The organism is Flavobacterium plurextorum (assembly GCF_002217395.1).
Lineage (GTDB): Bacteria > Bacteroidota > Bacteroidia > Flavobacteriales > Flavobacteriaceae > Flavobacterium > Flavobacterium plurextorum.
On the sequence record NZ_MUHD01000042.1, the window covers coordinates 57,409 to 84,388 of the forward strand.

Annotated in this window: 20 protein-coding genes; 12 read left to right on the forward strand and 8 right to left on the reverse strand. The window is 33.1% G+C overall.

Annotated elements, in window-relative coordinates; genetic code table 11:
* Positions 1-9 precede the first annotated feature (9 nt).
* A complete protein-coding gene (locus B0A81_RS19420; protein WP_089059540.1) occupies positions 10-732 on the reverse strand; it encodes a tetratricopeptide repeat protein in 723 nt (240 codons plus the stop codon).
* Between the two features lie 2 nt (positions 733-734).
* Entirely contained in the window at positions 735-1,319 is a 585-nt protein-coding gene (locus tag B0A81_RS19425; protein WP_089059541.1) for an RNA polymerase sigma factor, read from the reverse strand.
* Between the two features lie 119 nt (positions 1,320-1,438).
* On the opposite strand from B0A81_RS19425, the gene B0A81_RS19430 reads away from it, so the two are divergent.
* The 5 genes from B0A81_RS19430 to B0A81_RS19450 all read left to right on the forward strand — a co-directional run bounded on the left by B0A81_RS19430 (position 1,439) and on the right by B0A81_RS19450 (position 8,072).
* The gene (locus tag B0A81_RS19430; RefSeq protein WP_089059542.1) at positions 1,439-1,738 is read left to right on the forward strand and encodes a hypothetical protein; all 300 of its coding nucleotides are present in this window, start codon (positions 1,439-1,441) and stop codon (positions 1,736-1,738) included.
* 84 nt (positions 1,739-1,822) lie between these two features.
* The gene (locus tag B0A81_RS19435; RefSeq protein ID WP_089059543.1) at positions 1,823-2,806 is read left to right on the forward strand and encodes a hypothetical protein; all 984 of its coding nucleotides are present in this window, start codon (positions 1,823-1,825) and stop codon (positions 2,804-2,806) included.
* A gap of 113 nt (positions 2,807-2,919) precedes the next feature.
* Positions 2,920-4,872, forward strand: a complete 1,953-nt coding sequence (locus B0A81_RS19440) for a PKD domain-containing protein (RefSeq protein ID WP_089059544.1) — start codon at positions 2,920-2,922, stop codon at positions 4,870-4,872.
* Positions 4,873-5,022: 150 nt separating this feature from the next.
* Positions 5,023-7,683 (forward strand): CHAT domain-containing protein, encoded by a 2,661-nt coding sequence (locus B0A81_RS19445; protein ID WP_089059545.1) that lies wholly within the window; start codon positions 5,023-5,025, stop codon positions 7,681-7,683.
* A complete protein-coding gene (locus B0A81_RS19450; RefSeq protein ID WP_089059546.1) occupies positions 7,635-8,072 on the forward strand; it encodes a retropepsin-like aspartic protease in 438 nt (145 codons plus the stop codon). The genes B0A81_RS19445 and B0A81_RS19450 overlap by 49 nt, the downstream gene beginning before the upstream one ends.
* Positions 8,073-8,178: 106 nt before the next feature.
* On the opposite strand, the gene B0A81_RS19455 is transcribed toward B0A81_RS19450, so the two are convergent.
* The 5 genes from B0A81_RS19455 to B0A81_RS19475 form a co-directional block, all read right to left on the reverse strand.
* Complete coding sequence (locus B0A81_RS19455) at positions 8,179-11,355, reverse strand: efflux RND transporter permease subunit (RefSeq protein WP_089059547.1); 3,177 nt, start codon at positions 11,353-11,355, stop codon at positions 8,179-8,181.
* A 90-nt stretch (positions 11,356-11,445) separates the two neighbouring features.
* Positions 11,446-12,513: an efflux RND transporter periplasmic adaptor subunit gene (locus tag B0A81_RS19460; protein ID WP_089059548.1), complete on the reverse strand. Its 1,068-nt coding sequence runs from the start codon at positions 12,511-12,513 to the stop codon at positions 11,446-11,448.
* Between the two features lie 9 nt (positions 12,514-12,522).
* Entirely contained in the window at positions 12,523-13,857 is a 1,335-nt protein-coding gene (locus tag B0A81_RS19465) for a TolC family protein (protein ID WP_089059549.1), read from the reverse strand.
* Between the two features lie 60 nt (positions 13,858-13,917).
* Complete coding sequence (locus B0A81_RS19470; RefSeq protein WP_089059550.1) at positions 13,918-14,517, reverse strand: TetR/AcrR family transcriptional regulator; 600 nt, start codon at positions 14,515-14,517, stop codon at positions 13,918-13,920.
* Between the two features lie 108 nt (positions 14,518-14,625).
* Positions 14,626-15,147: a YceI family protein gene (locus tag B0A81_RS19475; protein ID WP_089053712.1), complete on the reverse strand. Its 522-nt coding sequence runs from the start codon at positions 15,145-15,147 to the stop codon at positions 14,626-14,628.
* 267 nt (positions 15,148-15,414) lie between these two features.
* Here B0A81_RS19475 and B0A81_RS19480 point away from each other — a divergent pair, with 267 nt between their 5' ends.
* The 4 genes from B0A81_RS19480 (at position 15,415) to B0A81_RS19495 (ending at position 19,477) form a co-directional block, all read left to right on the forward strand.
* A complete protein-coding gene (locus B0A81_RS19480; RefSeq protein ID WP_089059551.1) occupies positions 15,415-16,389 on the forward strand; it encodes a polyprenyl synthetase family protein in 975 nt (324 codons plus the stop codon).
* Between the two features lie 45 nt (positions 16,390-16,434).
* A complete protein-coding gene (locus tag B0A81_RS19485; protein WP_089059552.1) occupies positions 16,435-16,788 on the forward strand; it encodes a hypothetical protein in 354 nt (117 codons plus the stop codon).
* A 223-nt stretch (positions 16,789-17,011) separates the two neighbouring features.
* Positions 17,012-18,643 (forward strand): phosphoethanolamine transferase, encoded by a 1,632-nt coding sequence (locus B0A81_RS19490; RefSeq protein ID WP_089059553.1) that lies wholly within the window; start codon positions 17,012-17,014, stop codon positions 18,641-18,643.
* Between the two features lie 309 nt (positions 18,644-18,952).
* Positions 18,953-19,477, forward strand: a complete 525-nt coding sequence (locus B0A81_RS19495) for a hypothetical protein (protein ID WP_208861327.1) — start codon at positions 18,953-18,955, stop codon at positions 19,475-19,477.
* A 13-nt stretch (positions 19,478-19,490) separates the two neighbouring features.
* On the opposite strand, the gene B0A81_RS19500 is transcribed toward B0A81_RS19495, so the two are convergent.
* Positions 19,491-20,042, reverse strand: coding sequence for a hypothetical protein (locus B0A81_RS19500; protein WP_089059571.1), 552 nt, complete (start codon positions 20,040-20,042; stop codon positions 19,491-19,493).
* 116 nt (positions 20,043-20,158) lie between these two features.
* Here B0A81_RS19500 and B0A81_RS19505 point away from each other — a divergent pair, with 116 nt between their 5' ends.
* The 3 genes from B0A81_RS19505 (at position 20,159) to B0A81_RS19515 (ending at position 26,940) form a co-directional block, all read left to right on the forward strand.
* Positions 20,159-22,933, forward strand: a complete 2,775-nt coding sequence (locus B0A81_RS19505; RefSeq protein ID WP_089059555.1) for a 2-oxoglutarate dehydrogenase E1 component — start codon at positions 20,159-20,161, stop codon at positions 22,931-22,933.
* A gap of 82 nt (positions 22,934-23,015) precedes the next feature.
* The gene (gene odhB / locus B0A81_RS19510; protein WP_089059556.1) at positions 23,016-24,254 is read left to right on the forward strand and encodes a 2-oxoglutarate dehydrogenase complex dihydrolipoyllysine-residue succinyltransferase; all 1,239 of its coding nucleotides are present in this window, start codon (positions 23,016-23,018) and stop codon (positions 24,252-24,254) included.
* Between the two features lie 217 nt (positions 24,255-24,471).
* Positions 24,472-26,940, forward strand: a complete 2,469-nt coding sequence (locus tag B0A81_RS19515) for a TonB-dependent receptor (RefSeq protein WP_089059557.1) — start codon at positions 24,472-24,474, stop codon at positions 26,938-26,940.
* Positions 26,941-26,980: the final 40 nt, after the last annotated feature.

A 26,980-nucleotide genomic window follows, 5' to 3' on the forward strand; every position in this document is an offset into this window, starting at 1 on the left:
GTTTACAGCTTAATCCAGATCATTCAATAAATCCTGAACATCATCATAATCTTCAAAATCCTGCGAAATGGTCTGAAGAATTTCTTTGCAGGCTTTATAATCTTTTTGTTTTAGTTTCGACAAAGCCAGATACCAAACTGCTTTGTCTTTATAAACAGACGTTCCTGTTTTTAGCGCATTAAAAACTGCTTCTGCTTTTACATAATGGCTTTCTTCTAAGAGAGAAACGCCATAGAAAAATTGTATTTCGGCCGTTTTTTGCTTTTGGAGAACGGTTTCAAAAAGGGGAATTGCTTTGTTGTATCTTTTTGCATTATACTCCATTTCGGCTTCTTTTAAAGTCGCATCAATCGTTCCTCTTTCCGTAAAAAAAGCTTGTTCAGGATTATTATAATCTGCAAAAGTTGGATTTTGGCTGTAATTAAAAAAGAACAATCCAAATAGAACAGCAATAGAAGCTGCAACAGCAAAATACCACGGTTTTAAACCGATAACTTTTGTTTTTTTATTGAAGTGTTTGTTTGAAATATTGGTCAGATTTTCTTTAAAAGCCTCTCTCTCTTGTTCAAATTCAAACTTATTAGCCAGTTGAAGCTGTGTGTTTTTAAAAGTCTCAAATTCTGATGCAAATTCTGAATCTGCTGACAACTGTTTTTCAAAATCATTTTTAGCCTCAATCGTTAATTCGCCTTGAAGATATTGATCAAATAATATGTAACGCTCTTCGTTCATGACTACTTATTTTTTAAAGATTTAAAGTTTTTTGCTTCCTGAATCCATTGCGTTAACTGACCCACGCATAACGATTTCTTTTTACGAACATATCCGTAAGTTACGTTTAGTTTTTCGGCCACTTCCTCCATCGATTTAATCGTAAAACTGAGCTTTAATAATTCTTGACACTTATCTCCCAATTTCTGGAACATGGTGTCAAAAAGCTGTTGTTTTTCGTCAAAATCTTCAGTTTGTCCAATTAATTCTAAAGCAGATTCATTGATAGATACTGCATCTTCATTAATTGTTACCCCTTTATTGGATGTTTTTTTCAGTTCATTCAGCCATTTTCTTTTACACAATAAAAAGAAATAAGCATCAAACGGACAGGTTAACTGGAGCGCATTGGCTTTGGCTTGATTAAAAAGCAAAATCAACACGTCCTGAACCACATCCTGAGCCTGATCTCTATCTCCAGAATTATTCATTATAAACATAACAACTTTGGGAACAAACTTTTTGTAGATGGTCTGAATTACTGCCGAATCGTTTGAGGCAAGTCCTTCAACATATTTTTGATCCGGATGTACTTTGCTTTTATCCATAAAAAACTTTTTATCAGATAAAGTTAAAAAAAGAATTTCAAATAAAAGGGTAACAATTCATTAGCGTAGTTGATATAAGAGAACAAATATCTTTTTAAAGGATAAAAAATTAAGAAAAAATGGAAATGTATCAATTTACTTCTGACAAAACTTTGAATCAATTTCACGAAATGATTTCTGCTAAAACCCGAAATGGTTTTGTGATTGTAGAGCATAATGAAAAACTGCCTTATGTGGTTTTATGCAGAGAAAAAAAAGTCGTCAAACATACTTTGCATTTATTTCTTACCTGTCTCACTTTCGGACTTTGGTCTGTTGTCTGGATTTATTTAATCGTAACGCTTTCGCGGAAGAAAAACATTTTGGTCGCGGTTGATGAAGACGGAAATCTATTTGAAGACAAATGTCTCTCTGCCTAAAATTAAAAAAAATCAAAATCAGGGGTAACAATTTTTAAACCTCGAACATCTATCTATATAACAATCATTTAAAAACTAGAAATTATGAATACTCAATTTAAAACTATCAGTCTTTTATTTTTATTAATTATCACTTTTGTAAGCTGCGATACGAGCGACGGAGACGATATTATTATTTCGCCGCCAACTTCGGCTGCATTTAAAAGCATCAGCGAAAAAGGTCTTAAAAAAAACACTCAAAACTTTACAATTACTGCAGGAACTGGAGTGGTCACTTTGACTTCGGCAAAAGGAGTAAAATTAACTTTAAACGGAGATTGTTTAACTAAAAACGGAAATCCTGTTACCGGTCAAGTTGATATTGAATACGTAGAACTTTTTGATAAAGGAAATATGCTGATTTCGAACAAACCAACTATGGGAATTATGCCTGACGGAAAGAAAAACCTTTTGATTTCGGGCGGAGAATTCTTTATTAAAGCTTCTCAAGGCGGTGTTGAATTAAAAACTTCGTGTTATATGAATTTAATTGTTCCAACGACTTTAACAAATGGTTTGGATAATGCTATGACTTTATGGAACGGCGTGATCGATGAGCGCGGAGAACTGGCTTGGGAACAACCTAAACCAAATGCTGACGGAACTGGCGGTAAAGGCGGCGTACAAGGCGAAGGTGCAAATTATTACGTTACTTTCGGGAAATTTGGATGGACAAATGTGGACCGTTTTTACAGTGATCCAAGACCAAAAACAACACTTTTGGTAAAAGCTCCTGAAGGTTATACTAATGAAAATAGTGCTGTTTATTTATCGTATGATGGCGAAGGAACGAATGCTCTTGCAAAATTAGACACCTATACTTCTGCAGGATTATTCAGCGAGCATTATGGTCAAATCCCAATTGGTTTAAAATGCCACGTGATTTTTGCAACTGAAGATAATGGTCAATGGCGTTATGCGATTAAAGCTGTAACTGTCGCGGCAAACGATGTTTATACTTTTACTCTTGCTGAAACAATAGTGGGCACAGAAACGCAGCTGGTAGCGGCGATCAATGCAATCCAGTAACTTACGATTACTTTTTTTTAAGAGAAAGTGATGATTTGCTCATCACTTTTTTTTACATTTAATCTTGTTTCAAAATTTACCCTGACGATTTTAAAACTAAAAACTCTCTAGTTATGAAACCAATAACGTCTGTTTTCTTTATTTTATTTACCGTTTTCGCGATTGGACAAACCAAAGTAAAAGACACCATAACCCGAAGAGCTTCTATTGGTTTTATCCAAAATGGAAATGCTGTCACTTTTAAACCCGAAACGCCGCCGCTAATTCCTATTGCGGGTGCGCCAAAACCAAGTTATTCGTATTTATGGGAACTGGGAGATGGTCATTACAGCAAAGAGGCTGAACCTAAACATGTTTACAAAAAGAAAGGAACATATACCGCAAGACTTGCCGTAACTAATAATTATGACAACGGAAAACCTCCGGCAACACGCCCTAAAAAAGTGGTTGTAAATGATGTTACCGATAACAATTATAAAGATATTGCTTCGATTGCTGACCAAAATGGTTTTGCTGTTTTAAAAAACTGCGATCCAATTCCAGAACAGGAAATGGTAGTTGTGGTAAGTTACCAAAATCTAGAAAATTATGTTTCAAACGGTAAACTGTATCTTTTTTATAACGAGAAGCAGTTTAAGCATAATAACTTTGAACTGAGTGATTTTAGAACTTATGCAGGCGAACGTGAAATAAAAGAAAACTTAGTCGCTGCGGTCGATGATCTTGATGATTCTAATAATTTTACGGCTGCTGCCGAAAGTAATTTCAATCTTAAAAAATATCGAAATACTACAACGGAAGAAGATCTTGATGCTTCGCTTTTAGACGCTCATAAAACGTATCATAATGTTTCGCTTTTAGAATTTGACAATGCTGATCCAGGTGAAACCCGAAATATTTTTTATACTTTTAAAACTACTCCCGAAATGATAAAAGACACTAGCGCAACGGTTACAATGCGTGGTATTTTTGTTCCGAATCGAAGTTATAAAAATCATAAGATTAAGAATCTTGAAATGGAAATTGTAACCTCTCACGATCCTAATAAAATGGGATCTAACGGAAGTTTTATGAATTATAGATTGGTGCGTTTTAAAAGAGTGAATTTTAAAACTCGTTTTCAAAATAATGGTGAAGGTCCTGCAAGGAAAATTCGTTTAGAAACTGATATTCCTGATATGTTCGATAAGAAAACATTTCAAATTGAAAGTATGTATCCAGAATGTCCTATTTGTCCAAAAGGCGAAGAACCAACGGTAAGCTGCCTTGATACGATTATTAAACAGAAACAAATTATTTTTACGTTTAAGAATATTTATCTGCCGGGAACGGAACAAAAAAATGTGAAGGAAAAAGACAGTACAAAAGGTTTTGTAAAATACTCGATGAAATTTGGCGAAGATTTTCATAAAGTAAAAACCAAAAGCAGAACTTCGATTATTTTTGATAAAAACGAACCTATTATTACTAACTATGCTACTACTCGATTCCTGCCCGGAATTTCGATTGGTGTAAAAGCGGGTTATAATTTTTATCCTGATTTAGATAAATCGACGAGTTATTTTGTTGGTGCCACAATTTCCCCTTTTAAATCGTATCGCTTTTACTGGCAGGTTGAATGGGTAAATGCCTTAAACCAATACAACAGCGCTGTTGATATTGTAAATGAAACTCGTGTCAATGCAAATGGTGTAAGACAATTGCAGCGTACAACTACTTTGACCGAAAACAAAAATATCAATTGGGAAGTTCCTGTTTTAATTCGCTACAACATTAATAATTATATTGGCATCGGTGCAGGAATTCAGGCTAATATAAATGTCTCATCAGAACAGCATCAAAATATAAAAGTAGAAACTTTTGAAGGCGAAAAAGAACTGATTTTAATAGATACGAAAACAGCAACAAATACGGTTAAAAATTCTTTTGCCGATTTTAATACTGGGCTTTTATTTGATTTAACGGCGGGTTTTGCTAGAATTGGACCAAGCTTAGGCGCGCGTTATGTAATTAATTTTGAACAGAATTTTAATTATTTTCAGGTTTATGGAATTTGGAAGTTTTAATTTTTTCTCACCATATAAGTGATGTAAACTCATCTTGCCTACATTGTCTTATTAATACAAATGTCACCCTGAGCGAAGTCGAAGGTTTTACAACTAAAAGGTCTTCGACTTCACTTAAACAGACAAACCTTTATCAACACAATTTATAATATGAACTTATATCGCATATATGTTTTTATCTTTCTTTTTATAAATCTGAGTGTTTTTGGACAGAATCAGGAAGATAAAATATACAATGCTGTTGACAGTTTTACGGCTCACCCTTCTATAAAAGCGATACAAGATTTATCTAATGTTGAAGCTGCTTTTTGGAAAAATCCTAATCCCAAAACGAAGGAAGAATTAATGGCAATTGTGGTTTTAAACTGCAATAAAGGATATTATGAAAATTTGTTTGGGCTGACTCAAAATGCTGTTTCGAGTTATGAAAAAGCATGGCAGGTTTTTCAAAAAAATAAACTCGGCAATTATGATATAATTGAATTCTGCCTGAAACCTTTGGGAAATTTATATACTGTTTTGGGTGATTACGATAGTGCCGAGAATACTATAAAACAATATTATTTTATTGCAAATACTTCTAAAATTTATCCTGACGCACAAAAACAAAAATTTGCCGCCATTTTGAATTTATCAAATGTGTATCAAGGGTCTGGCAAAATTTCTATGGCGATTGAACTTTTAGAAAATACGCTAAAAACAGAAAACTTATCTAATTTGCAAAAAGGAATCTTGTGGAATAATCTTGGGAATAATTATTTACTAAGTTCTACAGAGAATTTAATGCGCCCTGAAATTCTTAAAAAAGCTGAGAAAACTTTTGAAGCTTCAATAAAATATCTTGAAAAGGAGAAAGGTCAATCTGAAACTTTATCTAATTCTTATCGAAATCTGGCTTCGATGAACAGACAATGGCAGCGATTTGATCTTACGGATTCTTATATGCAAAAGGCTGAAAAACTGTTTTTAGAAACGCCAAATCAGCAGCCTAGAAAATTAGCAAAACTATATTATGAAAAGGCTTTATTGTTTTTTGACGAGCGAAAATATGACGAAAGTTCGAACGAAATTACAAGGATTTTTAAAACTTTAATTCCCAATTACAATTCAAAAAACATATTACCAAACCAAAATCAATTGTATACGGAAACGGTTTTGGCGGATGCGCTCGATTTACAGGCAGAAATGTTGAAATCTAAGCAGCCGAAAAAAGCGCTGGAAGCTTTTGAACTTTCTTTTTACATCGAAGATTTATTGAAGAATAATCTGGTATACGAAAACTCAAAAATTTTAATGCAGCTGCGATCTCGAAATCGTACCGAAAAATGCATTTCAATTTATAGTGAATTGTTTAAAAAAGAAAGTAAAACGCAATATCTAGAAGAAGCTTTTCAGCTTTCTGAAAGAACAAAATCGGGTATTTTGCAACGTTATAGATCAAATTTTAAAACTGCTTCGGCAGAAGAAAAACAACTTTTACAGGAGCTTCAGAACTTTAATAATGCTATTTTAAAAGAACAGCAAAAAGGAAATTCGGCCAATATTTCAAGAATAAATAATTTTATAAAAAAGCAAAACGAATTAATGATTTCGTTGAAAAGAGTACAGTTCAAAAATGCCGATTATGTTCCTGAAAAATGTGATTTAAAAGGATTGTTTTCAAAATTAGAAAAAGATAAAGCAGTAATGGTTTATTATTTCATGGGATTTGAAAATCAATATTTCTTTACTTTACAAAACAACACAATTAGCTTAAATCGCCTTAATACCACACATACATCAATTCCTAAAATTGTACAATTTGTAGAGTATTTTAATGATGCAAACGCTGTTACAAATGACATTTCCGGCTATAACAAATGTGGTAAACAGGTATTCGATATTTTAAAACTGCCAAATAATTCTATCAATAAAAACTTGATAATAGTTCCTGACGGCATTTTAAATTTTCTTCCGTTCGAAGCTTTAATTACACAGGAATCAAACACAACAAATTTTGCCAAAATGCATTATTTACTGAATGATTTTAAGATTGCTTATAATACATCGGCTAGTATTTATCTAAATTCAAAACCTGTTTTAAAATCAGATAAAACGGTTTTGGGTATTTTTCCTGTTTTCGAAAAATCATCTTTTGAATTGCGTTATTCGAAGAAAGAACTGGCTTCGATTCGAAATAATTTTAAGGGGAAATATTTGGAAAACGCTGATGCGACATTTAACAATTTCAAAAATAATGCTTCAAATTATTCGATTTTACATTTGAGTACGCACGCTTCTTCGGGTGATATTGAAACTCCGGCAAGCATCAAGTTTTACGATCGAGAAATTTTATATTCAGAATTGTATAATCTGCATATTAATCCTGATTTAGTGGTTTTGAGTGCGTGCGAAACTGGAATTGGAAAGTTGTATAAAGCCGAAGGTGCGATGAGCGTTGCAAGAGGTTTTCAGTTTGCAGGCGCACAGAATTTGATGTTTTCTTTATGGAAGGTGAATGATTTTACAACTTCAGTTTTTATGACTGATTTTTATAAAAACGTCAAAAACAATGTTTCGTATTTTGAAGCTAATACAAATGCAAAACGGGAATATTTAAATGACAAATCGATTCCGAATGCAAAGAAATCTCCTTATTACTGGAGTTCTTTTGTGTATTACGGCTCTATTTCGGGAGAAGAAAAATCTGGAAATTATATCTATTATGTGATTAGCTTTTTGATTGTAATTGGCTTATTTTTGGTTTTCAATCAGCATCGAAAATGGAAAATCTTCACGAAGTTCTCAAAAAAGAGAAATACAAAAAAATAAAATTTAAAGTTACCAAAACACAGCATCTTTCTATAAAAGCGAAGATTAACGGTATATCTGGAAATTTCATTTTAGATACCGGCGCATCAAATACTTGTATTGGTTTTGAAAGTATCGAACGTTTTGAACTGGCTGCAAAAAAATCTAAAACAAAAGCTTCTGGCGCGGGCGGAACCGGAATGGCAACACAAATTTCGGCACACAATCATTTGCAATTAGGAAGCTGGAAAAAGAAAGATTTCAGCATTGTAATTTTTGATCTTTCGCACGTAAATGAAGCGTTAGAATCCTACAAAGCAAAACCCGTTCACGGCATTATTGGTGCTGATGTTTTACTTGAAGGTAAAGCGATTATCGATTATTTTAATCATTATGTGTATTTGAAATAAAATTCCAATATAAAAGTTCCAAATTCCAATCTTCAAAAAAATCAAATAAAAAATCCCAAACTCCTTTCGGAATTTGGGATTTTTTCAATCTAAATTAAATCAACAATTAATGGGTGTGTTTCGGATTAAAACCGTCTTCACTTACTTCTGTCGGCACATAATCAGCAAACATTTCAGCTTCGTAATCGATTTTTTCTCCTTTAGAGAATTTATGAATAATTTTCTCCATGATATTATAAATTACTGGAACTACAATTAAGGTTAGGAATAAAGAAGAAATTAATCCTCCGATAATTACCCAAGCCAAACCGTTTTTCCACTCAGCTCCAGCTCCAGATGCTAATGCAATTGGGAACATACCAAATACCATCGCAATTGTCGTCATCAAAATCGGACGTAAACGAGCGTGATTTGCTTGAATTAATGCTGTTCTGATCGATTCTCCAGCTGCTCTACGCTGATTGGTATAATCGACAAGCATGATCGCATTCTTACACACCAGACCAATCAACATGATGATCCCTAAAATGGTAAAGATATTTAATGAGTTGTTTGTTAATGCTAAGGCAAGCATCGCTCCAATAAACGAAAGCGGGATAGCAAATAATACGACGAATGGGTGCACGAAACTGTCATACAAACTCACCATTACAAGGTAAACTAAAATAATTGCAGCTAATAATGCGATTCCTAAAGTACCAAATCCTTCAGATTGGTTCTCCATATCACCACCCCAAATATAGTTTACTCCAACTGGTTTTTTCAGCTTATCTAATTTTTCCTGCCATATTCCAACAATTGTACCTGAAGGAACTCCAACGTTTTGTCCTTTTACAGTTACAGATGCTGATTTGTCTCTACGCTCTAATTGGCTAGGTCCAGAACCTTCTGTAATATCTGCAAACTGTGACAATTTAATTTGCTGTCCAGCATTGTTTATGAAAATCAAGTTACTTACATCAGAAATACTTTTTCTGTCGAATGCATTATATCTAATGTTGATATCGTATTCGTATTCACCAGCTCTGTATTTACCATCTGTGTTTCCACTAAAAGCAGTTTGCATTGTTAAACCAACTGTTTGAAGTGTTAATCCTAAAGCAGCCATTTTATCACGGTCTACTTTTACGTTGATTTCAGGGTTTCCGTCTTCAACAGTCAATTTAATCTCTGTTGTTCCAGGAATTTTACGTAATTCAGCTTCTGCTAATTTTGCAAATGCCATTGCGCTTTCTGTTGATGGACCTGTTACAATTAATCCTAAGGTTGCATCTTCAGCTGTTCCTAAAATACCTACTGGTACTGTTTTTACTTTCGCTCCAACTAATACTTTTTCAAGTTTACGTTTAATTTTTGCTGCATAAACTGATGCGTCATCTTTACGATCTTTTTGATCAATCATTTTTACATCAATCTCTGCTTTGTAAGCTGTTGCTTGCGATGCTCCAAAACCTTCTGAAGTTTGTCCTACTGTCGTAATTTGACTGTGAACGTATTCTTCATTTTTAAGGAATGCTTCAGCTTTTTGAGTCATGAAGTTGGTTTGTTCTAACGAAGCGTCTTTTGGCATTTCGATTTGAACTAAGAATTCTCCACTATCAGATGATGCAAAAAACTCTCCTCCAATGAAACCTCCGCCCATTAATCCAACTGTTGAAACTAAGAAAAGGACAATTACAACAGCAAATGTTTTAATATAATGATCTAAACACCAAGTTAACAAATGAGAAACCCAGTTTGTGAAACGTGTTAAATATTCTTCGAAACCAAGAATGATTCTTCCAAATAAATTTTTCCCTTCAATATGCTCTAATTTCCCGAAACGAGATGACAACCAAGGAATAATAGTAAATGAAGCCAACAATGACAACATCGTTGAGATAATTACGGTAACACAGAATTGCGTAATAATATTAGATACTAAACCAGAACTCATTGCGATTGGCAAGAATACCACGACAATTACTAAAGTAATAGAAGTTACTGTACCACCAATTTCTGCAGTTCCATCATAAGATGCACGAATTCGGCTTTTACCCATTTCCATGTGCCTGTAGATATTTTCTAATACCACAATCGCATCATCGACCAGAATACCTACAACTAAAGACAATCCTAATAAACTCATTAAGTTTAAGGTATATCCCATTAAATAAATACCAATAAATGTAGCAATTAAAGATGCAGGAATAGATACCATTACAATCAATGAGTTTCTAATACTGTGAAGGAAGAACAACATTACAAAAGCAACAAGAACTACTGCAATTAATAAATCGTGTACTACAGAATCTGCTGCTTCAAGAGTAAATACTGTACTGTCTTTTGCAACTTCTAATTTTAACTGGTTTACTTTATAATCTTTTTCAAGAGTCGCAATTGTTTTTAATAAATGCTCACTTACCGCCACGGCATTTGCATCAGATTGTTTTACGATTTGTAAAACGATTGCACTTTTTTGATCTACACGAGATATTTTTTCCGCAATTTTTTGTGTATCCTGAACATCAGCAATATCACTTAAACGAATTTGTATTCCGTTTTGAGAAGAAACTACTAAGTTTCTTAATTCGTCAACACTTTTATATTTACCCGCTAAACGAATTAATATTTTTTGATTACGAGTTTGGATATTTCCTGTTGGGAAATCTAAGTTTGAAGTCAAAATATTTTGTTGCACCTGCGGAACTGACAAGTTGTAACCCTGCATTTTTACTGCGTCAAGATTTACTTGAATTTCACGCTCTGATCCACCAATAATATTTACCTGAGCCACACCTTGTACACGAGATAAAATAGGCGCAATTTTTTTGTCAATTAAGTCATAAAATTCTGCTTCGTCCATTTTTCCGTTAGCACCAAGCGTCATAATTGGTAAATCACTCAGCGAGAATTTTGTCAATGCCGGCGTTTTAACATCATCTGGTAAATCACTAATGATGGCATTAATTTTTCGCTGTGCATCATTTAAAGAGAAATCGACTTTTGCGTTTGATGTTAATGTAATCGATACGATCGATAAACTTTCATACGATTTAGAGTCAATTTTCTTGACATTTTCTAAGGATGCGATCGCGTCCTCAATTTTCTTGGTCACAGTATTTTCAACCTCACTTGGAGAAGCTCCAGGATAAACGGTAGAAATAGTAATAACGTTTTGTTCAAACTTCGGGATCAGCTCGTAGCCTAGCTGGCTGTAACTGAACAATCCACCAAGTGTTAGAATTGTAAACAATACAATTACTAACGACGGACGTTTTATGGATATTTCGGCTAATTTCATATTTGTTGCTTTATGCTGTGGGCTGTACGCTATAGGCTTTAGACTTTTTAAAGGGCTTAAAGCTTATAGCTTACGGCTTAAAGCCAATAATTATTTAATAATTTCTACTGTATTTCCGTCTTGTAAGTTAATCTGTCCTGTAACGATTACTTTTTCTCCATCAGATAAACCATTGATAACCTCAACTTTATCACCCAAAATTCTACCTGCAGTTACTTTTCTTAATTTTGCAATACCATTTTCAGCTACAAAAATTTCGTTGCTGCTTACACTTCCAACAAACGCGTTTCTAGGTACAACCATCATGCTTTGTTTTTGTTGTTTTGATGCAAAATTTGCAGTTCCGTACATACCTGCTTTTAGGTCGTTGTTGGTATTGTTTGCAATTTCGATTTCAACAGGAAAGTTTAAAGACTCATCAGCTTTTGCGGCAATGAAAGTAATTTTTCCAGAAAAAGTTTTATCAGGATATACACTTGCAGTAATATTAACATGATCTCCTAATTTTAAACTTGTTACTTGGTTTTCGTTTACAGTAACAATAAGTTTTAGTTTAGAAACATTTACAATGTCAAACAATGCAGTTGCAGGCATACCTGTTAAGATAGATCCCGGCTCAATGTATTTTTTATTGATAAAACCGTTAATCGGCGCTTTTACTTTAGTATCTCCAACATTGATATTTGCTTGTTTAAGGTTAGACTCAGCATTTGTTAAAGCTAACTTTGCCTGATCTAATTGTTGTTTAGTAACACCACCTGTTTTAAAAGCATTTTCGTATCTGTTGTAATCAGATTTTGCATTTTGATATGCTGCTTGTGCTTGTTGCGCGCTTACATTGATTACATCACCTCTCATGGTTAACAATGTTTGACCTACACGTACATAATCACCTTCTTTAGCTAAAACGCTGATTACTTTTCCAGATTTCTCAGCTGAGAATGTTAATTCTTGAATAGGCTGAAAGTTTCCGTTTGCAACAAAATCTAATGAAACTTCTTCAGTTTTTACTGGTGAAACTTTTACTGAAACTGCTGCATTTTTTTCTGCAACAATATCTGTTTTTTCTTTATTTTCTTTCTTATTATTATTTAAGACATACCCAATCGCCCCCAGTGCTGCGATTATGATTACGATTGTTATAATAGTTTTCTTCATTGTAATTAGTTATTTAATAAGAGATTTAAGTTCGCCTTTTGATTTGATTAAAGATATTTCGGCAATTTTATAATTTAAAACTGCTCTGGTAAAATTATTTTGAGCTTCAAGAGATGCATTTTCAGCATCCAGTAAATCTGTTAATGATGCTAATCCTTGAAGATAATTATTTTTTGTATTGCTTAAAATCTCAGTCGCCAAACGCATGTTCTCTTTTTGATTCTTTATTGTAACAAGGTTATTGTCAATTTGAGCCATTGCATTTCTGTAATCTAAATCAAGCGAAAGTTTAGTGTCTTTAATATCTTCTTGAAGCGATCTGATTTCTACATCAGCCTGTCTTACTTTTGCACGAGTTCCAAAACCTGTAAAAATTGGCACATGTAAATTCAATCCAATTGCAGAGAAATCTGACCAGTACACGCCATTTGAAGGTTTTGCAAACCAAGGCATGTTAGGACCTTGACCAATATAATTGTAACCTGCAGTCAGCGAAAGTGTTGGATAATATCCTGCTTCAACTGCTTTTTTATTGAATACTAAAAGCTCCTCTTGTTTTTTCAAAAGTAAATACTCTGTTCTGTTTTCGATATTTGGTAACTCTGTTAATGAAGCAGGTACAACTTCAAATTTTTCTTTAGGCATATCAATTACAGTTTCAATAGGCATTCCCATGTAAAACTTCAAAGCATTTTCCTGTAATGTAATTTGATTTTTAATTTGCTGACGCTCCGTATCAATGTTTGACATTTTTACAATAATACGATCCAAGTCAATTTTCTTAGCCAAACCATTATCAAACTGTCCTTTTACAATATCACGAACTTTAGTAGTATTAACATAATTACTATCTAATAGAACTAATCGTTCTCTTTGTACATATACAGAATAATAGTTGTTTGCAACTCTTTCAATTACCTGCTCTTCTGTTAACTGATCGTTTATTTGATAAAACTCACGAGTAGATTTTGCTGCTCTTAATCCTGTAAAAACAGATTGATCAAAAATTGCCTGAGTCAAAGAAACTCCTGCAGTTGATGTCCATTTTTGACCAAATGCCGCTTGAATAGTAGTTCCAGGCTGACCAAATCCTGCACCATCAATAACCGTTGTTTGAATAATTGGATTATGAGTTAAATTTCCATTAGCAGAAATTTGAGGTAATGCTCGTGAACGTATTTCCTGAATTTTGTACTCACTATTTTCAACCTGTAATTTTGCTTTTTTAGCATCGGCTTTATTTTGAAGCGCATAATTAAGTGCGTCTTTCAAGGTTAAAGTTGTTACTTGCGCATTGACCGATAAGCCAATTGTACACAAAAATATAAGAACTATTCGTTTCATATGAAGTTAAAATTTATTTTGGATTGATGATTTAAAAATCATGTTTATATAGTTTGATGATTATGCTCTAACTTTTTCGAGTTGTTTTTCTAATTCAGCTATTCCTTTTTCTGTCGCCATTGCTCTGGAATGGTACTCCAAAGCTTCCAATTCTATTTCCTGCGCTTCTCTTTCAGAAACAGTAGTTTCGTTTATATGAAAAATTAAAGTGTAATAAAACTTCACATAAATGTCAATATTTAAATCGGGGCGATATAAACCTTCGCGAATTCCTTTTTCAATATTCTCTCTAAAATACTGTGTACATTGTTCGATTTCGTACGACAATACATTTTGATAAATTTCTGGGTAATGTTTCTTTAACTGATAAATTGGCGATGTATCTGTATTGTTTTTAAACATATCACGGAACATCTCTCTAATTTCAAAATTCTCTTGAATCGCGTTGAAGTTCTTTGCTACAATAGTGTCAATTATTCCATGCACTTGTTTATGAACCGTCGAAGTACTTTCTTCAATTAAAACTTCTTTATTACAGAAATACTTGTAAATCGTTTTTTTCGAAATACACATTTCACCCGCAATATCATCCATCGTAACGCTCTTAAAGCCAAGCTTTAAAAAAAGCTCACTAGCCTTCGAAATAATTTTCTCTTTCATTTTAATTTTCCGACTTGCATCACAAATATACTTAGGAAACTAAAATCTAAAAAATAGTTTCCATTATATTTGTAATAATTTTACATTAAATTATACTTTCTGTAAGATTTATATACTAAATTCTAAGTTTGCAATCAGCTTAATATCTTTGCCTAATGCTAAACCTCCGTTATGATTAAATGAATTATAATCAAGTCCAAAATCCTGACGTCTAATATCTCCTTTAATTTCAAAAGCAACTTTTCGCTCTCCATTATAAGTATTAACGCCAATAAATTCTGCATCAAGTTCTACAACTTTAGTCACATCTTTTATCGTTAAATCGCCTTTAAAAAAGTTAATATTATTATTCACTTTTTGAAATGAAGTCGATTTAAAACTGATGATTGGATGCTCATCTACATCAAAAAAATCTTGAAGCTGCAAATAAGTATCTATCTGCTGAAAGCTTTCATTTTTATTATTTATATCCAGTGAAAATTCAACCGACGCATCTTCAATTTCATTGTCTTCGATATTCACATAACCGCCAAATTTATTTGTTGTTCCTCCTAAATAAGCAATTATCGAATGTCTCATTTTTATTAAAACATCTGATTGTGTCGAATCTAAAGTCCATGTTGTTTTCATAAATATTTGATTTTATTGAGTTTATAGCTTCCTCAAACCTCTTACGGAAACTTTTACAGTGTTTATAGTTTCCAAATTAACGGTGCAAATATAAACAGGAAACTCTAAACACCAAAAAAGTTTCCGTGTTTTTTTTAAAATAATTTTAACTTGTTAAGAATTAATACATTTAATGACAATTTTAGGCGGAAACTATACTTTTGGAATTTTAAGGCAGAAATAATTCATTAATGAATTGTATCTTTGAGGCTCATAAATTAGAATTTCATGCACGATATAAGTCAATACCAGGATTTTTTTATTGATTATTTAAAAAAACAAGACATACACAAAGAACCCGGGAATCTTTATGAACCTATTGAATACATTTTAGGACTTGGCGGTAAACGCATACGACCAGTACTGACTTTAATGGCTTCTGAAGTTTTTGACACTACTTATAAAACGGCACTTCCGGCAGCAATGGCTGTTGAAGTTTTTCATAACTTCTCGTTAGTTCATGATGACATTATGGATGATGCACCTTTGAGAAGAGGACAAATAACGGTTCATGAAAAATGGAATTTGAATACTGGAATTCTTTCTGGTGACGCGATGCTTATTTTAGCTTATCAGTATTTTGAACAATATGAACCCACTGTTTTTAGAGACTTAGCAAAACTTTTTAGCAAAACTGCGCTCGAAGTATGCGAAGGACAACAATGGGATGTTGATTTTGAAAACCGAAACGATGTTACTATTCCAGAATACCTAAAAATGATCGAATACAAAACTGCTGTTCTTGTAGCCGCAGCAATGAAAATGGGAGCAATTGTTGCCAAAACTTCAGAAAAAGAAGGTGATTTGATTTATGATTTTGGACTAAATTTAGGTTTAGCTTTTCAGCTTCAAGACGATTATCTTGATGCTTTTGGAGATCCTGAAACTTTTGGAAAACAAGTTGGCGGCGATATTATCGAGAACAAAAAAACCTATTTATACTTAAAAGCATTAGAATTCTCGACTCCTGAAAAAGGGGATGAATTACAAAAATTATTCAGCGTTCAATTAGAAGATAATTCAGAGAAAATCGAAAAAGTAAAAGCCATTTTCAACGAGTCAGGCGCCTCAAAAACAACGCAGGAAACTATCGAAATGTATACTCTTAAAGCTTTTGAAACTTTGGAAAAAATGGAAATCAGCCCAGAAAAGAAAAATGTTTTAAGAACTTTCGGAGAGAATTTAATGGATAGAAAAGTTTAGTTTTTCTTTTACAAATCAGCAATTTAAAATCACAAATCTAATTAAATGTATATTACTCCATTAAATAGTGATTTATTATTTGAAGAAGCCCAAAAGGAATCTTTATATTTAAACTTGATTGAGCAGATCAACAAAGATTTTAATTTAGCCAATGAAGGAATCGATTTTCCGTTAAGTGTTTCTCCCGAAGAATTAAAAATTCAGCTTCACGAAAAAATCTACCGAATGATTCAGTACAAATTTGCTGAATACTTAAATCTGCTTTACATTATTGATGTTTCTGAAGAACAAATCAAAAAGCTCGACGGTTCAGATTTAGTCATTCTTGCCGAACAGGTTTCTTTTTTAATCCTAAAAAGAGAATGGCAAAAGGTTTGGTTTAGAAATTATTACAAGTAACAAATCCTTTATTTAACATCCCTTTTAGTGTCTTTTTTTATATTTTCATTTGATACTAATTCTAATAAAAAACGTCCAAAAAAATGTCTAACCAGTACAAACAAAGTTGCTGGTGTTAGAAAAAAAACATTTCAAAGATTTAGTTGATTTGAGTAGATTATAATTGAGATTTAATATTATTTGTTTTCTACTTTTGAACAAAAACAGAAAAATCAAGATCTAAATGAAAAAAAAAGCCTTTTTAGTATTAGCTGTCTTTTTACTTTTAATTCCTGATTTATTATTTAACTACATAAATAATAACTTTTTAGAAGCACTGGTTATCATATTGTCAAAAATCACAATATTCCTAATACTACTATTGCTTATCTCATTTTTAACGAAATCTTACTATCGTTCATCTATAATAGTTGGTTCTGTGTATTTATTTTCAATGCTTGGAGAAACAACAAATATTGTTGTGCTAAAACAATATTTGACGATGGACAATTTGAAGGCTCTAGTTTACACAAATACTAATGAATCCCTCGAATTCGTAAGTAATTTTAAATGGCTGTTTTTTAGCTTACTGCTTTTTTTATGTTTTATTATTTATCTCATCAAGGAAAGCAAGCGACTAAATTTGAAATTTGAAATTTCGAAAAACTTTAAAATTTTAGGAATATGCTTCTTTGTTTTGCTGATTTGTATTTTTATCAGATTAAAGAATTCTGAACAATTTGATTCTGGAAAAAATCTGTTAAAGTATTCTTTTAAACAATATATTCTTAAAGAACATCCCTTCAATTTATACTATAGAACCTATGAAGTTTTCTATTATAAAAGAAAGACAGATAACTTAAAGGAAAAACGCCATAAATTCAGCTTCCAAGTAACAAAATCAACTTCAAAAACAGAAACCCCTGACATTGTTGTCTTTGTTATTGGTGAAGGAATGAGAAGCGCTCAATGGAATTTAAATGGATATCACAGAATGACGAGTCCAGAATTAAATAAGATTAAGAATTTAATATCATATAAAAATCATTTTTCGAATGGTAATTCTACTTCAGCTTCCATTCCTTTAATCATCACAGAAGCAACTCCTGAAAATGCTAATTTATCTTTTTCAGAAAAATCAATCCTATCTCTTTATAAAGAAGCTGGATATGAGACGAATTGGATTTCAAGTCAAAATATCTTCTATTTAGAAAATGAGAATGAGCCTGATCATATTTTTAAAATATTTGAAAAAAAATCACATACTGATTTGGATGTTTTGCCAGTGCTGAAAAGTGTTGCAGCCCATAAGTCAAAGAAAAAGAAATTTATCCTTATTAACCTAATTGGAAACCATGGAACAGTTCCTGAATCGTTTAAATTGTTTAAGCCAAATACAGCTAATGCTATAGAAGGAATTAAAAGTAAAAATGCATTAATCAATCAGTACGATAACAAAATTTTACTACAAGACTACGTGTTGTCACAAATAATAAAATGTATTGATTTAAAGGATCAAAAAGCTTTTCTTATGTTTACAGCAGATCACGGCGTTAATTTGTATGATACAAAAAATGAAACTTTATTTGGTTACGGCTCCTCTAACCCAACAAAATATGAATTAAATATTCCAATGTTTTTTTGGGGATCGACGAATTATTGCAACATTTACAAGGATAAAATAGAACAATTAAAAGCTAATCAAACTAAAAGAACGGTTAATAATAATCTATTTTATACACTTTCAGATTTGTCGAACATAACGTATAAAGGTTTTTTGGCAAATAAAAGTTTTTGCAATAGCAAATTCAAAGAGAATGAATTTATTTCAGTTTACATGAATGGATCGTCTTTAAAATATAATTATCGAAATTAACAAAAACTTCCCCTGCAACGCATTGTTTTCATCAAATAAACAGATTAAAACTGCCTCTCTGAGATTTCTTCAGTAGAACATAGTGTGTGTTTTACAAGTTTTATCCTTAAATTTAAAATCTTGATTTAAGACATAGAAATTATAAACATCGGAGTGTAAAACACAACAACTATATATTGAGTGCAATGATTTCATTAATTAAAAAATGAAGATTTGATTTAGTAATTACTACAAGTAAAACACTTGATTTTCAGACATATTTAAATATAGAGACCTTAAAACTTTCAATCATTAAATTTAAACTTACTCATGATGAATCGTTCAGACAGTGACCATAAAAACGAGTCAACAATTGAATACGGAGGTTTTTCTAAAGAAATTTTACTGCAAAAATTAAAAGAATCTCAGATCATGCTGAATAAGTTTGCTGAGATCCTTTTTTCAAATGAAAATTTTAAAACTTCTCAGGAAAAGCATTCTATTTTAGTAAAAGAAATTTCAATAAAAGAATTAGGATTTCCAAATGGCGCAACCATGCCACAAATAAAAGAACATCTAAAAAAATTTGAATTATCAGAATGCCCGCTTGAAGCAGCGCCATATTTACGATTGACGTTACGTGATCAAAAAGAAATAATCATTCCTGACAATCAAAAAAACAAAGCACCGCTCGGTTCTCTAACCATATATTCTGAGCCTATTATTAATGATGACGATTTCCCAAAAGGATTTTATCTTAAAAAAACAGACGGTCAATTGTGGCTGAGAGGCTATATATGCTCGCAAGATTTTGTTTGGAATCCTGATGATCGATTTATATTCAAATTCCAGTAGAATCTTTGAATTTCTAGAAATAAACCCTCACAAAAGGCATAAATCCAGATCCGTAAAGACTTTTATTAGGATTGTACAAAACATCATATCGTGCACCAATGGTAACACTTCCGGTTCTGTAACCAGCACCAAGATACAAAGCAGTATTCCAATAATTATCTGAATAACTTGGTCGGTATGGAGTTGAGTCATAATCTGTATTTACCCTTACCTGCTCTAACTCTGCAGACAATTGAATTTCTGGAATCGGGTTTACAAGTGTAACTAAACTTCCTCCATAAACAAATGAATCATAATAATTTTTAGACGACAAATAACCAAATTGCAATCCTACACCAACCGATACAATCGCATTGACATTGTAAATCGCACTTGGCATTACAGAAATATCGGTATAACCAGAACCAATTCCAACACCAAGTCCGCCTCCAAATTGAACCTTGTCCCAAAAATGATTACTGTTATCTATAACATACTTCTGCTGTGCAAATGTAAAACTGGAAAACAAGACTGCTATAATCACAAAAAAAGATCTGCAATCGATTGAAAATTGAATTTTATTCATAGTTAAGTCTATTTTTAACAAATTTTTACGTAAAAGTACGTAAAAAAAAGATTTAAATAAAGGCGATTGTTGTACTTTTGCCATTCTATTTAACAAAAAGTATATTCACTGATATTATGGATAGGTTTTCATTTTTAAATGCAGCGCATACAGAGTTTTTCGCACAATTATACGATCAATATTTAGTAAACCCAGACAGCGTAGAGCCAAGCTGGAGAAGTTTTTTTCAAGGTTTTGACTTTGGACAAACGGTTTATAATGACGAAAATCCAGTTCAACAGATTGTTGAATATGTGACTAGCGGCAACGCAGACTGCAGTTTGGTTTCAGAAAAACTGCAAAAAGAATTCAACGTATTAAAATTAATTGACGGATACCGTACTCGCGGACATTTGTTTACAAAAACAAACCCTGTTCGTGACCGCAGAACTTCATCTCCAACTTTAGACATCGAAAATTTCGGATTATCAGCTGCTGATCTTTCTACTGTTTTTGATGCTGCACAAACAATTGGAATGACGCCTTCTTCATTGCAGGATATCGTAAATCGTCTTCAAGCTATTTACTGCCAGCATATTGGTATTGAATATATGTATATCAGAAATCCTGGCGTTGTAAAATGGATTCAGGATAAATTATCTGTAAATGTTAATCAGCCTAATTTCTCTACAGAAGAAAAGAAAACAATCTTAAATAAATTAAATCAAGCTGTTTCTTTCGAGAACTTCCTTCATACAAAATATGTTGGACAAAAACGTTTCTCATTAGAAGGTGGAGAATCTATCATTCCTGCTTTAGATGCTTTGATCGAGCAAGCTGCTGAAAAAGGTGTTGAACAATTCGTAATGGGAATGGCTCACCGTGGTCGTTTGAACGTTTTGGCAAACATCTTCGGAAAATCGACTCAAGATATTTTTGGTGAGTTTGACGGTAAAGATTATGATCAAGAGTATTTTGATGGTGACGTAAAATACCACTTAGGTCTTACGGCTGACAAGAAAACAAGATCAGGAAAAAACATCAACATCAATTTAGCACCAAACCCTTCTCACTTAGAAACTGTTGGAGCTGTAATTGAAGGAATCACAAGAGCTAAACAAGATAAATATTATGCTGATGATTTCTCTAAAGTATTGCCTATCGCTGTACACGGAGATGCTGCAATTGCAGGACAAGGAATCTTGTATGAAATCATTCAGATGGCTCAGCTTGACGGTTACAAAACTGGAGGAACAATCCATATTGTAATCAACAACCAAGTTGGTTTTACAACTAACTACTTAGATGCTCGTTCATCTACATATTGTACAGACGTTGCTAAAGTAACTTTATCTCCAGTATTACACGTAAATGCTGATGATGCTGAAGCTGTTGTACACGCTGTCTCTTTTGCATTAGATTACAGAATGCAGTTTGGACGTGACGTATTTATCGATTTATTAGGATACAGAAAATACGGTCATAACGAAGGTGATGAACCTCGTTTTACACAACCTGTTTTATATAAAATTATTGCTAAGCACAAAAATCCAAGAGACATTTACGCAGAGAAATTATTGTCTGACGGCGTAATCGATGCCTCTTATGTTAATGCTTTAGAAAAAGAATACAAATCTGCTTTAGAGGAAAACTTAGAAGCTTCTCGTAAAAAAGATTTAACAATCATTACTCCATTCATGAAAAACGAATGGGAAGGATTTGTTCAGGTAACTGACACACAAATGTTAGAAAAAGTAGATACTACTTTTGATAAAAAAGGATTGGATTCTATTATCAATACAATCTCAACATTACCATCAGACAAAAAGTTTATTAACAAAATAAGCAAAATTGTTACTGACAGAAAAACAGGATATGATAACAATACACTTGATTGGGGAACTGCAGAAGCACTTGCTTACGGATCACTTTTAACAGAAGGATTTGATGTTCGTATTTCTGGCCAAGATGTTGAAAGAGGAACTTTCTCTCACCGTCATGCTGTAGTTAAAGTCGAAGATTCTGAAGAAGAAGTAATCCTATTGAATTCTATTGAAAACAAAAAAGGAAAATTCGGCGTATTCAACTCTTTATTATCAGAGTATGGCGTTCTAGGTTTTGACTATGGGTATGCATTAGCAAATCCAAAAGCATTAACTATTTGGGAAGCACAATTTGGAGATTTCTCTAACGGAGCTCAAATTATGATTGACCAATATATTTCATGTGGTGAAGATAAATGGAACAACCAAAACGGTATTGTTTTATTATTACCTCACGGTTATGAAGGACAAGGAGCTGAGCACTCTTCTGCAAGAATGGAGCGTTACTTACAACTTTGTGCAAGACAAAACATGTATGTTGCTGACTGTACAACGCCAGCCAACTTCTTCCACTTGTTAAGAAGACAAATGAAAACCAATTTCCGTAAACCATTGGTAGTTTTCTCTCCAAAAAGTTTATTGCGTGATCCAAGATGCGTTTCTTCAGTTGAAGAATTGGCAACTGGAAGTTTCCAAGAAACAATTGACGACAATACTGTAGATAAAAAAGGTGTAAAAACATTAGTTTTTGTTACTGGTAAATTCTACTACGACATCGTTGCTGAAAGAGAAAACAACGGAAGAAATGATGTTGCAGTTGTTCGTATTGAACAATTGTTCCCATTACCAGTTGAGCAATTAAAAGCAATTATCGCGCAATATCCAAATGCTGATGATTATGTTTGGGCTCAGGAAGAACCTAAAAACATGGGAGCTTACAGCTTTATGTTAATGAACTTTGATCTTGTAAAATGGAGATTAGCGTCGTTAAAAGCTTATGCTGCTCCAGCATCTGGAAGTTATACACGTGCAAAACGTCGTCATGCAGATGCAATTAGAATGGTATTCGATAAAAATTTATTCAGATAAAAAATTAGTTTAACGTTTAAGAATTAAAGACCAGCCAAACTCTCTAAATCTTAAGCAATACAAACCTTAAACAAAAACAAAGATGATTTTAGAAATGAAAGTCCCATCACCAGGGGAATCAATAAAAGAAGTTGAAATTGCAACTTGGTTAGTAAAAGACGGAGATTATGTAGAAAAAGATCAAGCTATTGCTGAAGTTGATTCAGATAAAGCTACTCTTGAATTACCTGCTGAAATGAGCGGAGTTATCACGCTAAAAGCTGAAGAAGGTGATACAGTAGCAGTAGGCGCTGTAGTTTGTTTAATTGATACTGATGCAGCAAAACCTGCAGGCGGCGCGGCAGCGGCTCCAGCAGCTGAAGCTCCAAAAGCTGAGGCACCAAAAGCTGAAGCTCCAAAAGCGGCACCGGCTCCAGCAGCAGCTCCGGCAGCAACAAGTTATGCAGCTGGAACTCCATCTCCTGCAGCAAGAAAAATATTAGATGAAAAAAACATTGCTCCTGCAACAGTTTCTGGAACTGGAAAAGGCGGAAGAATCACTAAAGACGATGCTGTGAATGCAGTACCTTCAATGGGAACTCCAACTGGTGGAAGCCGTGGAACTGAGCGTACAAAATTATCTATGTTACGTCGTAAAGTAGCAGAAAGATTAGTTTCGGCTAAAAACGAAACTGCAATGCTTACTACTTTCAACGAAGTAAACATGACGCCAATCAACCAAATTCGTAATGAATACAAAGATGCTTTCAAAGCAAAACATGGTGGTTTAGGCTTAGGTTTCATGTCATTCTTTACAAAAGCAGTTACAAGAGCTTTACAATTATACCCAGATGTTAACTCAATGATGGATGGTGACTACAAAATTGCTTACGATTTTGCTGACATCTCAATCGCAGTATCTGGACCAAAAGGTTTAATGGTTCCTGTTGTTCGTAACGCTGAACTATTAACTTTCCGTGGAATTGAGGCTGAAATCAAAAGATTAGCTTTAAGAGCTCGTGATGGTCAAATTACTGTTGACGATATGACTGGCGGAACTTTCACAATCACAAACGGTGGTGTTTTCGGAAGTATGTTATCTACTCCAATCATCAACCCTCCACAATCAGGAATTTTAGGAATGCACAATATTATTGAGCGTCCAATTGCCGTAAACGGAAAAGTTGAAATTCACCCAATGATGTACGTTGCGCTTTCTTATGACCACAGAATTATTGATGGTCGTGAGTCTGTTGGTTTCTTAGTTGCTGTGAAAGAAGCATTAGAAAATCCATTAGAATTATTAATGAACGGAGATGCTAAACGTGCTTTAGAATTGTAATTTCATTAGTTTTAAATAAAACTAAAAAGCCTGTTCATTCATTTGAACAGGCTTTTTTTTCTTAATATTAGCTTAAATCTTGCTTAAGGTGTTAATTTTTTAGAGAAATGAAAATTTTAACCTTTAAAAAAGAATTAATTTAGAATAAATAAAAATAGCTTGTATAGTTGCTGATCAAGGTTTAAATTTGCGCTATTAAAATCAATTCTAAATAATAATGAAATATAAATTCACAATTTCTCTTTTGAGCTTTTGTTTTTTTCTTCTAGCAAGCGTAACTATCTCAGCACAAGAAAAAGCAACTGTAAAAGGGAAAATCACAGTAAGCAGCGACGATTCAGCAGAAGCAATTTCAATTGCTTTAAAAGGAACTAGATTTGGGACAATTACTGATGAAAATGGTAATTATAAAATCAAAAATGTAAAGCCGGGAACATACACTTTAAAAGTTTCAGCCGTTGGATATTCTTCAACAGAGAAAAAAATAACAATTAACGCAGGCGAAGAACTGACAGCAAGCTTTAATATCACCTCAAACTCTGAAGAATTAACTGAAGTTGTGGTAAATGGCAGAAAAAATCGTTTTGTTCGTAAAGAAAATCAACAAGTATCAAGATTGCCACTTAAAAATCTTGAAAACCCACAAGTTTATACGACTATTACAGGAGAAATTCTAAAAGACCAAGTTGTAACCACTTTTGATGATGCATTAAAAAATGCGCCGGGTATAACTCAGCTTTGGGCTTCAACTGGCCGTGGAGGCGATGGTGCAGGTTATTACTCTCTTAGAGGATTTGCTGTTCAGCCAACAATGGTTAATGGTTTACCAGGTTTGACAAATGGAAGTTTGGATCCTGCAAATGTAGATCGAATTGAAATTATCAAAGGCCCTTCTGGAACTTTATTTGGAAGTAGCTTAATCTCTTATGGAGGATTAATCAATACAACAACAAAAAGACCATACAAAGGATTTGGAGGTTCATTAAACTATACTGTTGGAAGTTTCGGATTACAGCGTGTAGTTGCAGATGTCAACACTTCATTAAACGACAAAAAAAGCTTAAACTTTAGAGTTAACACCGCTTACAACAAACAAGACAGCTTTCAGGATGCAGGATTTAGAGAATCTTTTTTTATTGCTCCTTCCTTATCTTATGAAGTAAATGATAGATTGTCATTTTTAGTAAATACAGAATTCATGAGTAACGAAACAACAAACCCAACCATGTTGTTTTTAGACAGAGGAACTGCTTTAAGAGTTCACAATATCTCAGAATTAAAATATGATAACAATCGTTCTTACACAAGTAACGAGCTTACCATAAAAACACCTTCATACAACATACAAGCTCAGATGAATTATAAAATTTCTGATCAATGGAATTCACAAACTATCTTTTCATCAAGTTCTTCTAAATCAACAGGAAACTACGCTTACTTATATGAAGGAACACAATACTTCCCAAAAATTACAGAAGGAATTGTTTTAAACAGATTCTTCAACTATCAAGATAACAGAAATCTAACTACTGATATTCAACAAAATTTTATTGGTGATTTCAAAATTGGAAATTTAAGAAACAGACTTGTTGTAGGTTTTGATTATTTCAAAAGAACAATGACGGATCACAACTCAGGATACTTTGGTAATGGCTCTGTTTACATTGGAGATGACTTAGCTTCATTCAATGCTATTTTTGGTCCTTCAAACGGCGACACAGGAGTTCTAACAAAAGCAGCATCTGATGCAATTGTTGGAGACAGCCCAAGAAATAACAACAGAACAAAACAGGAAGTTTATAGTGCCTATTTCTCGAATGTAATCAACTTTACGCCTGCTTTATCGGCAATGGTAAGTTTGCGTGCTGACCGTTTTATCAATTCTGGCGATATAAGTACAGATGCTGACAATTACAATCAAACTGCTTTTTCACCAAAATTTGGATTGGTTTACCAGCCTATTATTGATAAAGTTTCTGTATTTGCCAATTACATGAATGGTTTCGCTAATGTTGCTCCGGGTTCAGATCGTTTTGAAGGAGTTTCAACTCCAAGAACTTTTGATCCAGAACAAGCTAATCAATTTGAAGCCGGAACAAAATTGAACCTTTTTAAAGATAAACTTTATGCTACTTTCAGCTATTATGATATTAAAGTTTCTGATCAGGTTTATGTTATAGAAACTCCAAGCTCAAATCCAAAAACCATTCCGAACAATCAAACATCCTATCAAAATGGAGCACAGCACAATAAAGGTTTTGAAGCTGAAATCGTTTCAAACCCAATAACTGGATTAAACATTGTTTTTGGATACAGTTATAATGATGCTTTATTAACTGCTGGAGATCCTGATTTTGTTGGTTTCAGACCAGAAAGTTCTGGACCTCAAAACTTGGCAAACCTTTGGGCTAGTTATAAATTTACTCAAGGTTTATTAAGAGGATTTGGAGTAGGATTTGGAGGGAATTATGTTGGCGACAATAAAATAGTTAACAGAGCAACTACAGGAACATTTACAATTCCTGCATATACAGTCTTAAACTCTTCTATTTTCTATAACACAGAAAAATTCAACATTACGCTTAAAGTAAACAATATCGCAAACGAGGAAATTTACGATGGATGGTCAACGATTCATCCAAAAGATCCTAGAGCTTTTGCGGCAAGTTTTACTTATAAATTCTAATGAAAACAACAAAAAACACCTTTCTCTACGATATAGAAAG

Bases quoted from the DNA above. Each gene is read 5' to 3' on its own strand.
- B0A81_RS19465 (WP_089059549.1), bottom strand. From the start codon at position 13,857: ATGAAACGAATAGTTCTTATATTTTTGTGTACAATTGGCTTATCGGTC.
- B0A81_RS19420 (WP_089059540.1), bottom strand. From the start codon at position 732: ATGAACGAAGAGCGTTACATATTATTTGATCAATATCTTCAAGGCGAA.
- B0A81_RS19435 (WP_089059543.1), top strand. From the start codon at position 1,823: ATGAATACTCAATTTAAAACTATCAGTCTTTTATTTTTATTAATTATC.
- odhB (WP_089059556.1), top strand. From the start codon at position 23,016: ATGATTTTAGAAATGAAAGTCCCATCACCAGGGGAATCAATAAAAGAA.
- B0A81_RS19480 (WP_089059551.1), top strand. From the start codon at position 15,415: ATGCACGATATAAGTCAATACCAGGATTTTTTTATTGATTATTTAAAA.
- B0A81_RS19445 (WP_089059545.1), top strand. From the start codon at position 5,023: ATGAACTTATATCGCATATATGTTTTTATCTTTCTTTTTATAAATCTG.
- B0A81_RS19515 (WP_089059557.1), top strand. From the start codon at position 24,472: ATGAAATATAAATTCACAATTTCTCTTTTGAGCTTTTGTTTTTTTCTT.
- B0A81_RS19470 (WP_089059550.1), bottom strand. From the start codon at position 14,517: ATGAAAGAGAAAATTATTTCGAAGGCTAGTGAGCTTTTTTTAAAGCTT.
- B0A81_RS19430 (WP_089059542.1), top strand. From the start codon at position 1,439: ATGGAAATGTATCAATTTACTTCTGACAAAACTTTGAATCAATTTCAC.
- B0A81_RS19505 (WP_089059555.1), top strand. From the start codon at position 20,159: ATGGATAGGTTTTCATTTTTAAATGCAGCGCATACAGAGTTTTTCGCA.
- B0A81_RS19490 (WP_089059553.1), top strand. From the start codon at position 17,012: ATGAAAAAAAAAGCCTTTTTAGTATTAGCTGTCTTTTTACTTTTAATT.
- B0A81_RS19425 (WP_089059541.1), bottom strand. From the start codon at position 1,319: ATGGATAAAAGCAAAGTACATCCGGATCAAAAATATGTTGAAGGACTT.
- B0A81_RS19460 (WP_089059548.1), bottom strand. From the start codon at position 12,513: ATGAAGAAAACTATTATAACAATCGTAATCATAATCGCAGCACTGGGG.
- B0A81_RS19455 (WP_089059547.1), bottom strand. From the start codon at position 11,355: ATGAAATTAGCCGAAATATCCATAAAACGTCCGTCGTTAGTAATTGTA.
- B0A81_RS19500 (WP_089059571.1), bottom strand. From the start codon at position 20,042: ATGAATAAAATTCAATTTTCAATCGATTGCAGATCTTTTTTTGTGATT.
- B0A81_RS19495 (WP_208861327.1), top strand. From the start codon at position 18,953: ATGATGAATCGTTCAGACAGTGACCATAAAAACGAGTCAACAATTGAA.
- B0A81_RS19450 (WP_089059546.1), top strand. From the start codon at position 7,635: ATGGAAAATCTTCACGAAGTTCTCAAAAAAGAGAAATACAAAAAAATA.
- B0A81_RS19485 (WP_089059552.1), top strand. From the start codon at position 16,435: ATGTATATTACTCCATTAAATAGTGATTTATTATTTGAAGAAGCCCAA.
- B0A81_RS19440 (WP_089059544.1), top strand. From the start codon at position 2,920: ATGAAACCAATAACGTCTGTTTTCTTTATTTTATTTACCGTTTTCGCG.
- B0A81_RS19475 (WP_089053712.1), bottom strand. From the start codon at position 15,147: ATGAAAACAACATGGACTTTAGATTCGACACAATCAGATGTTTTAATA.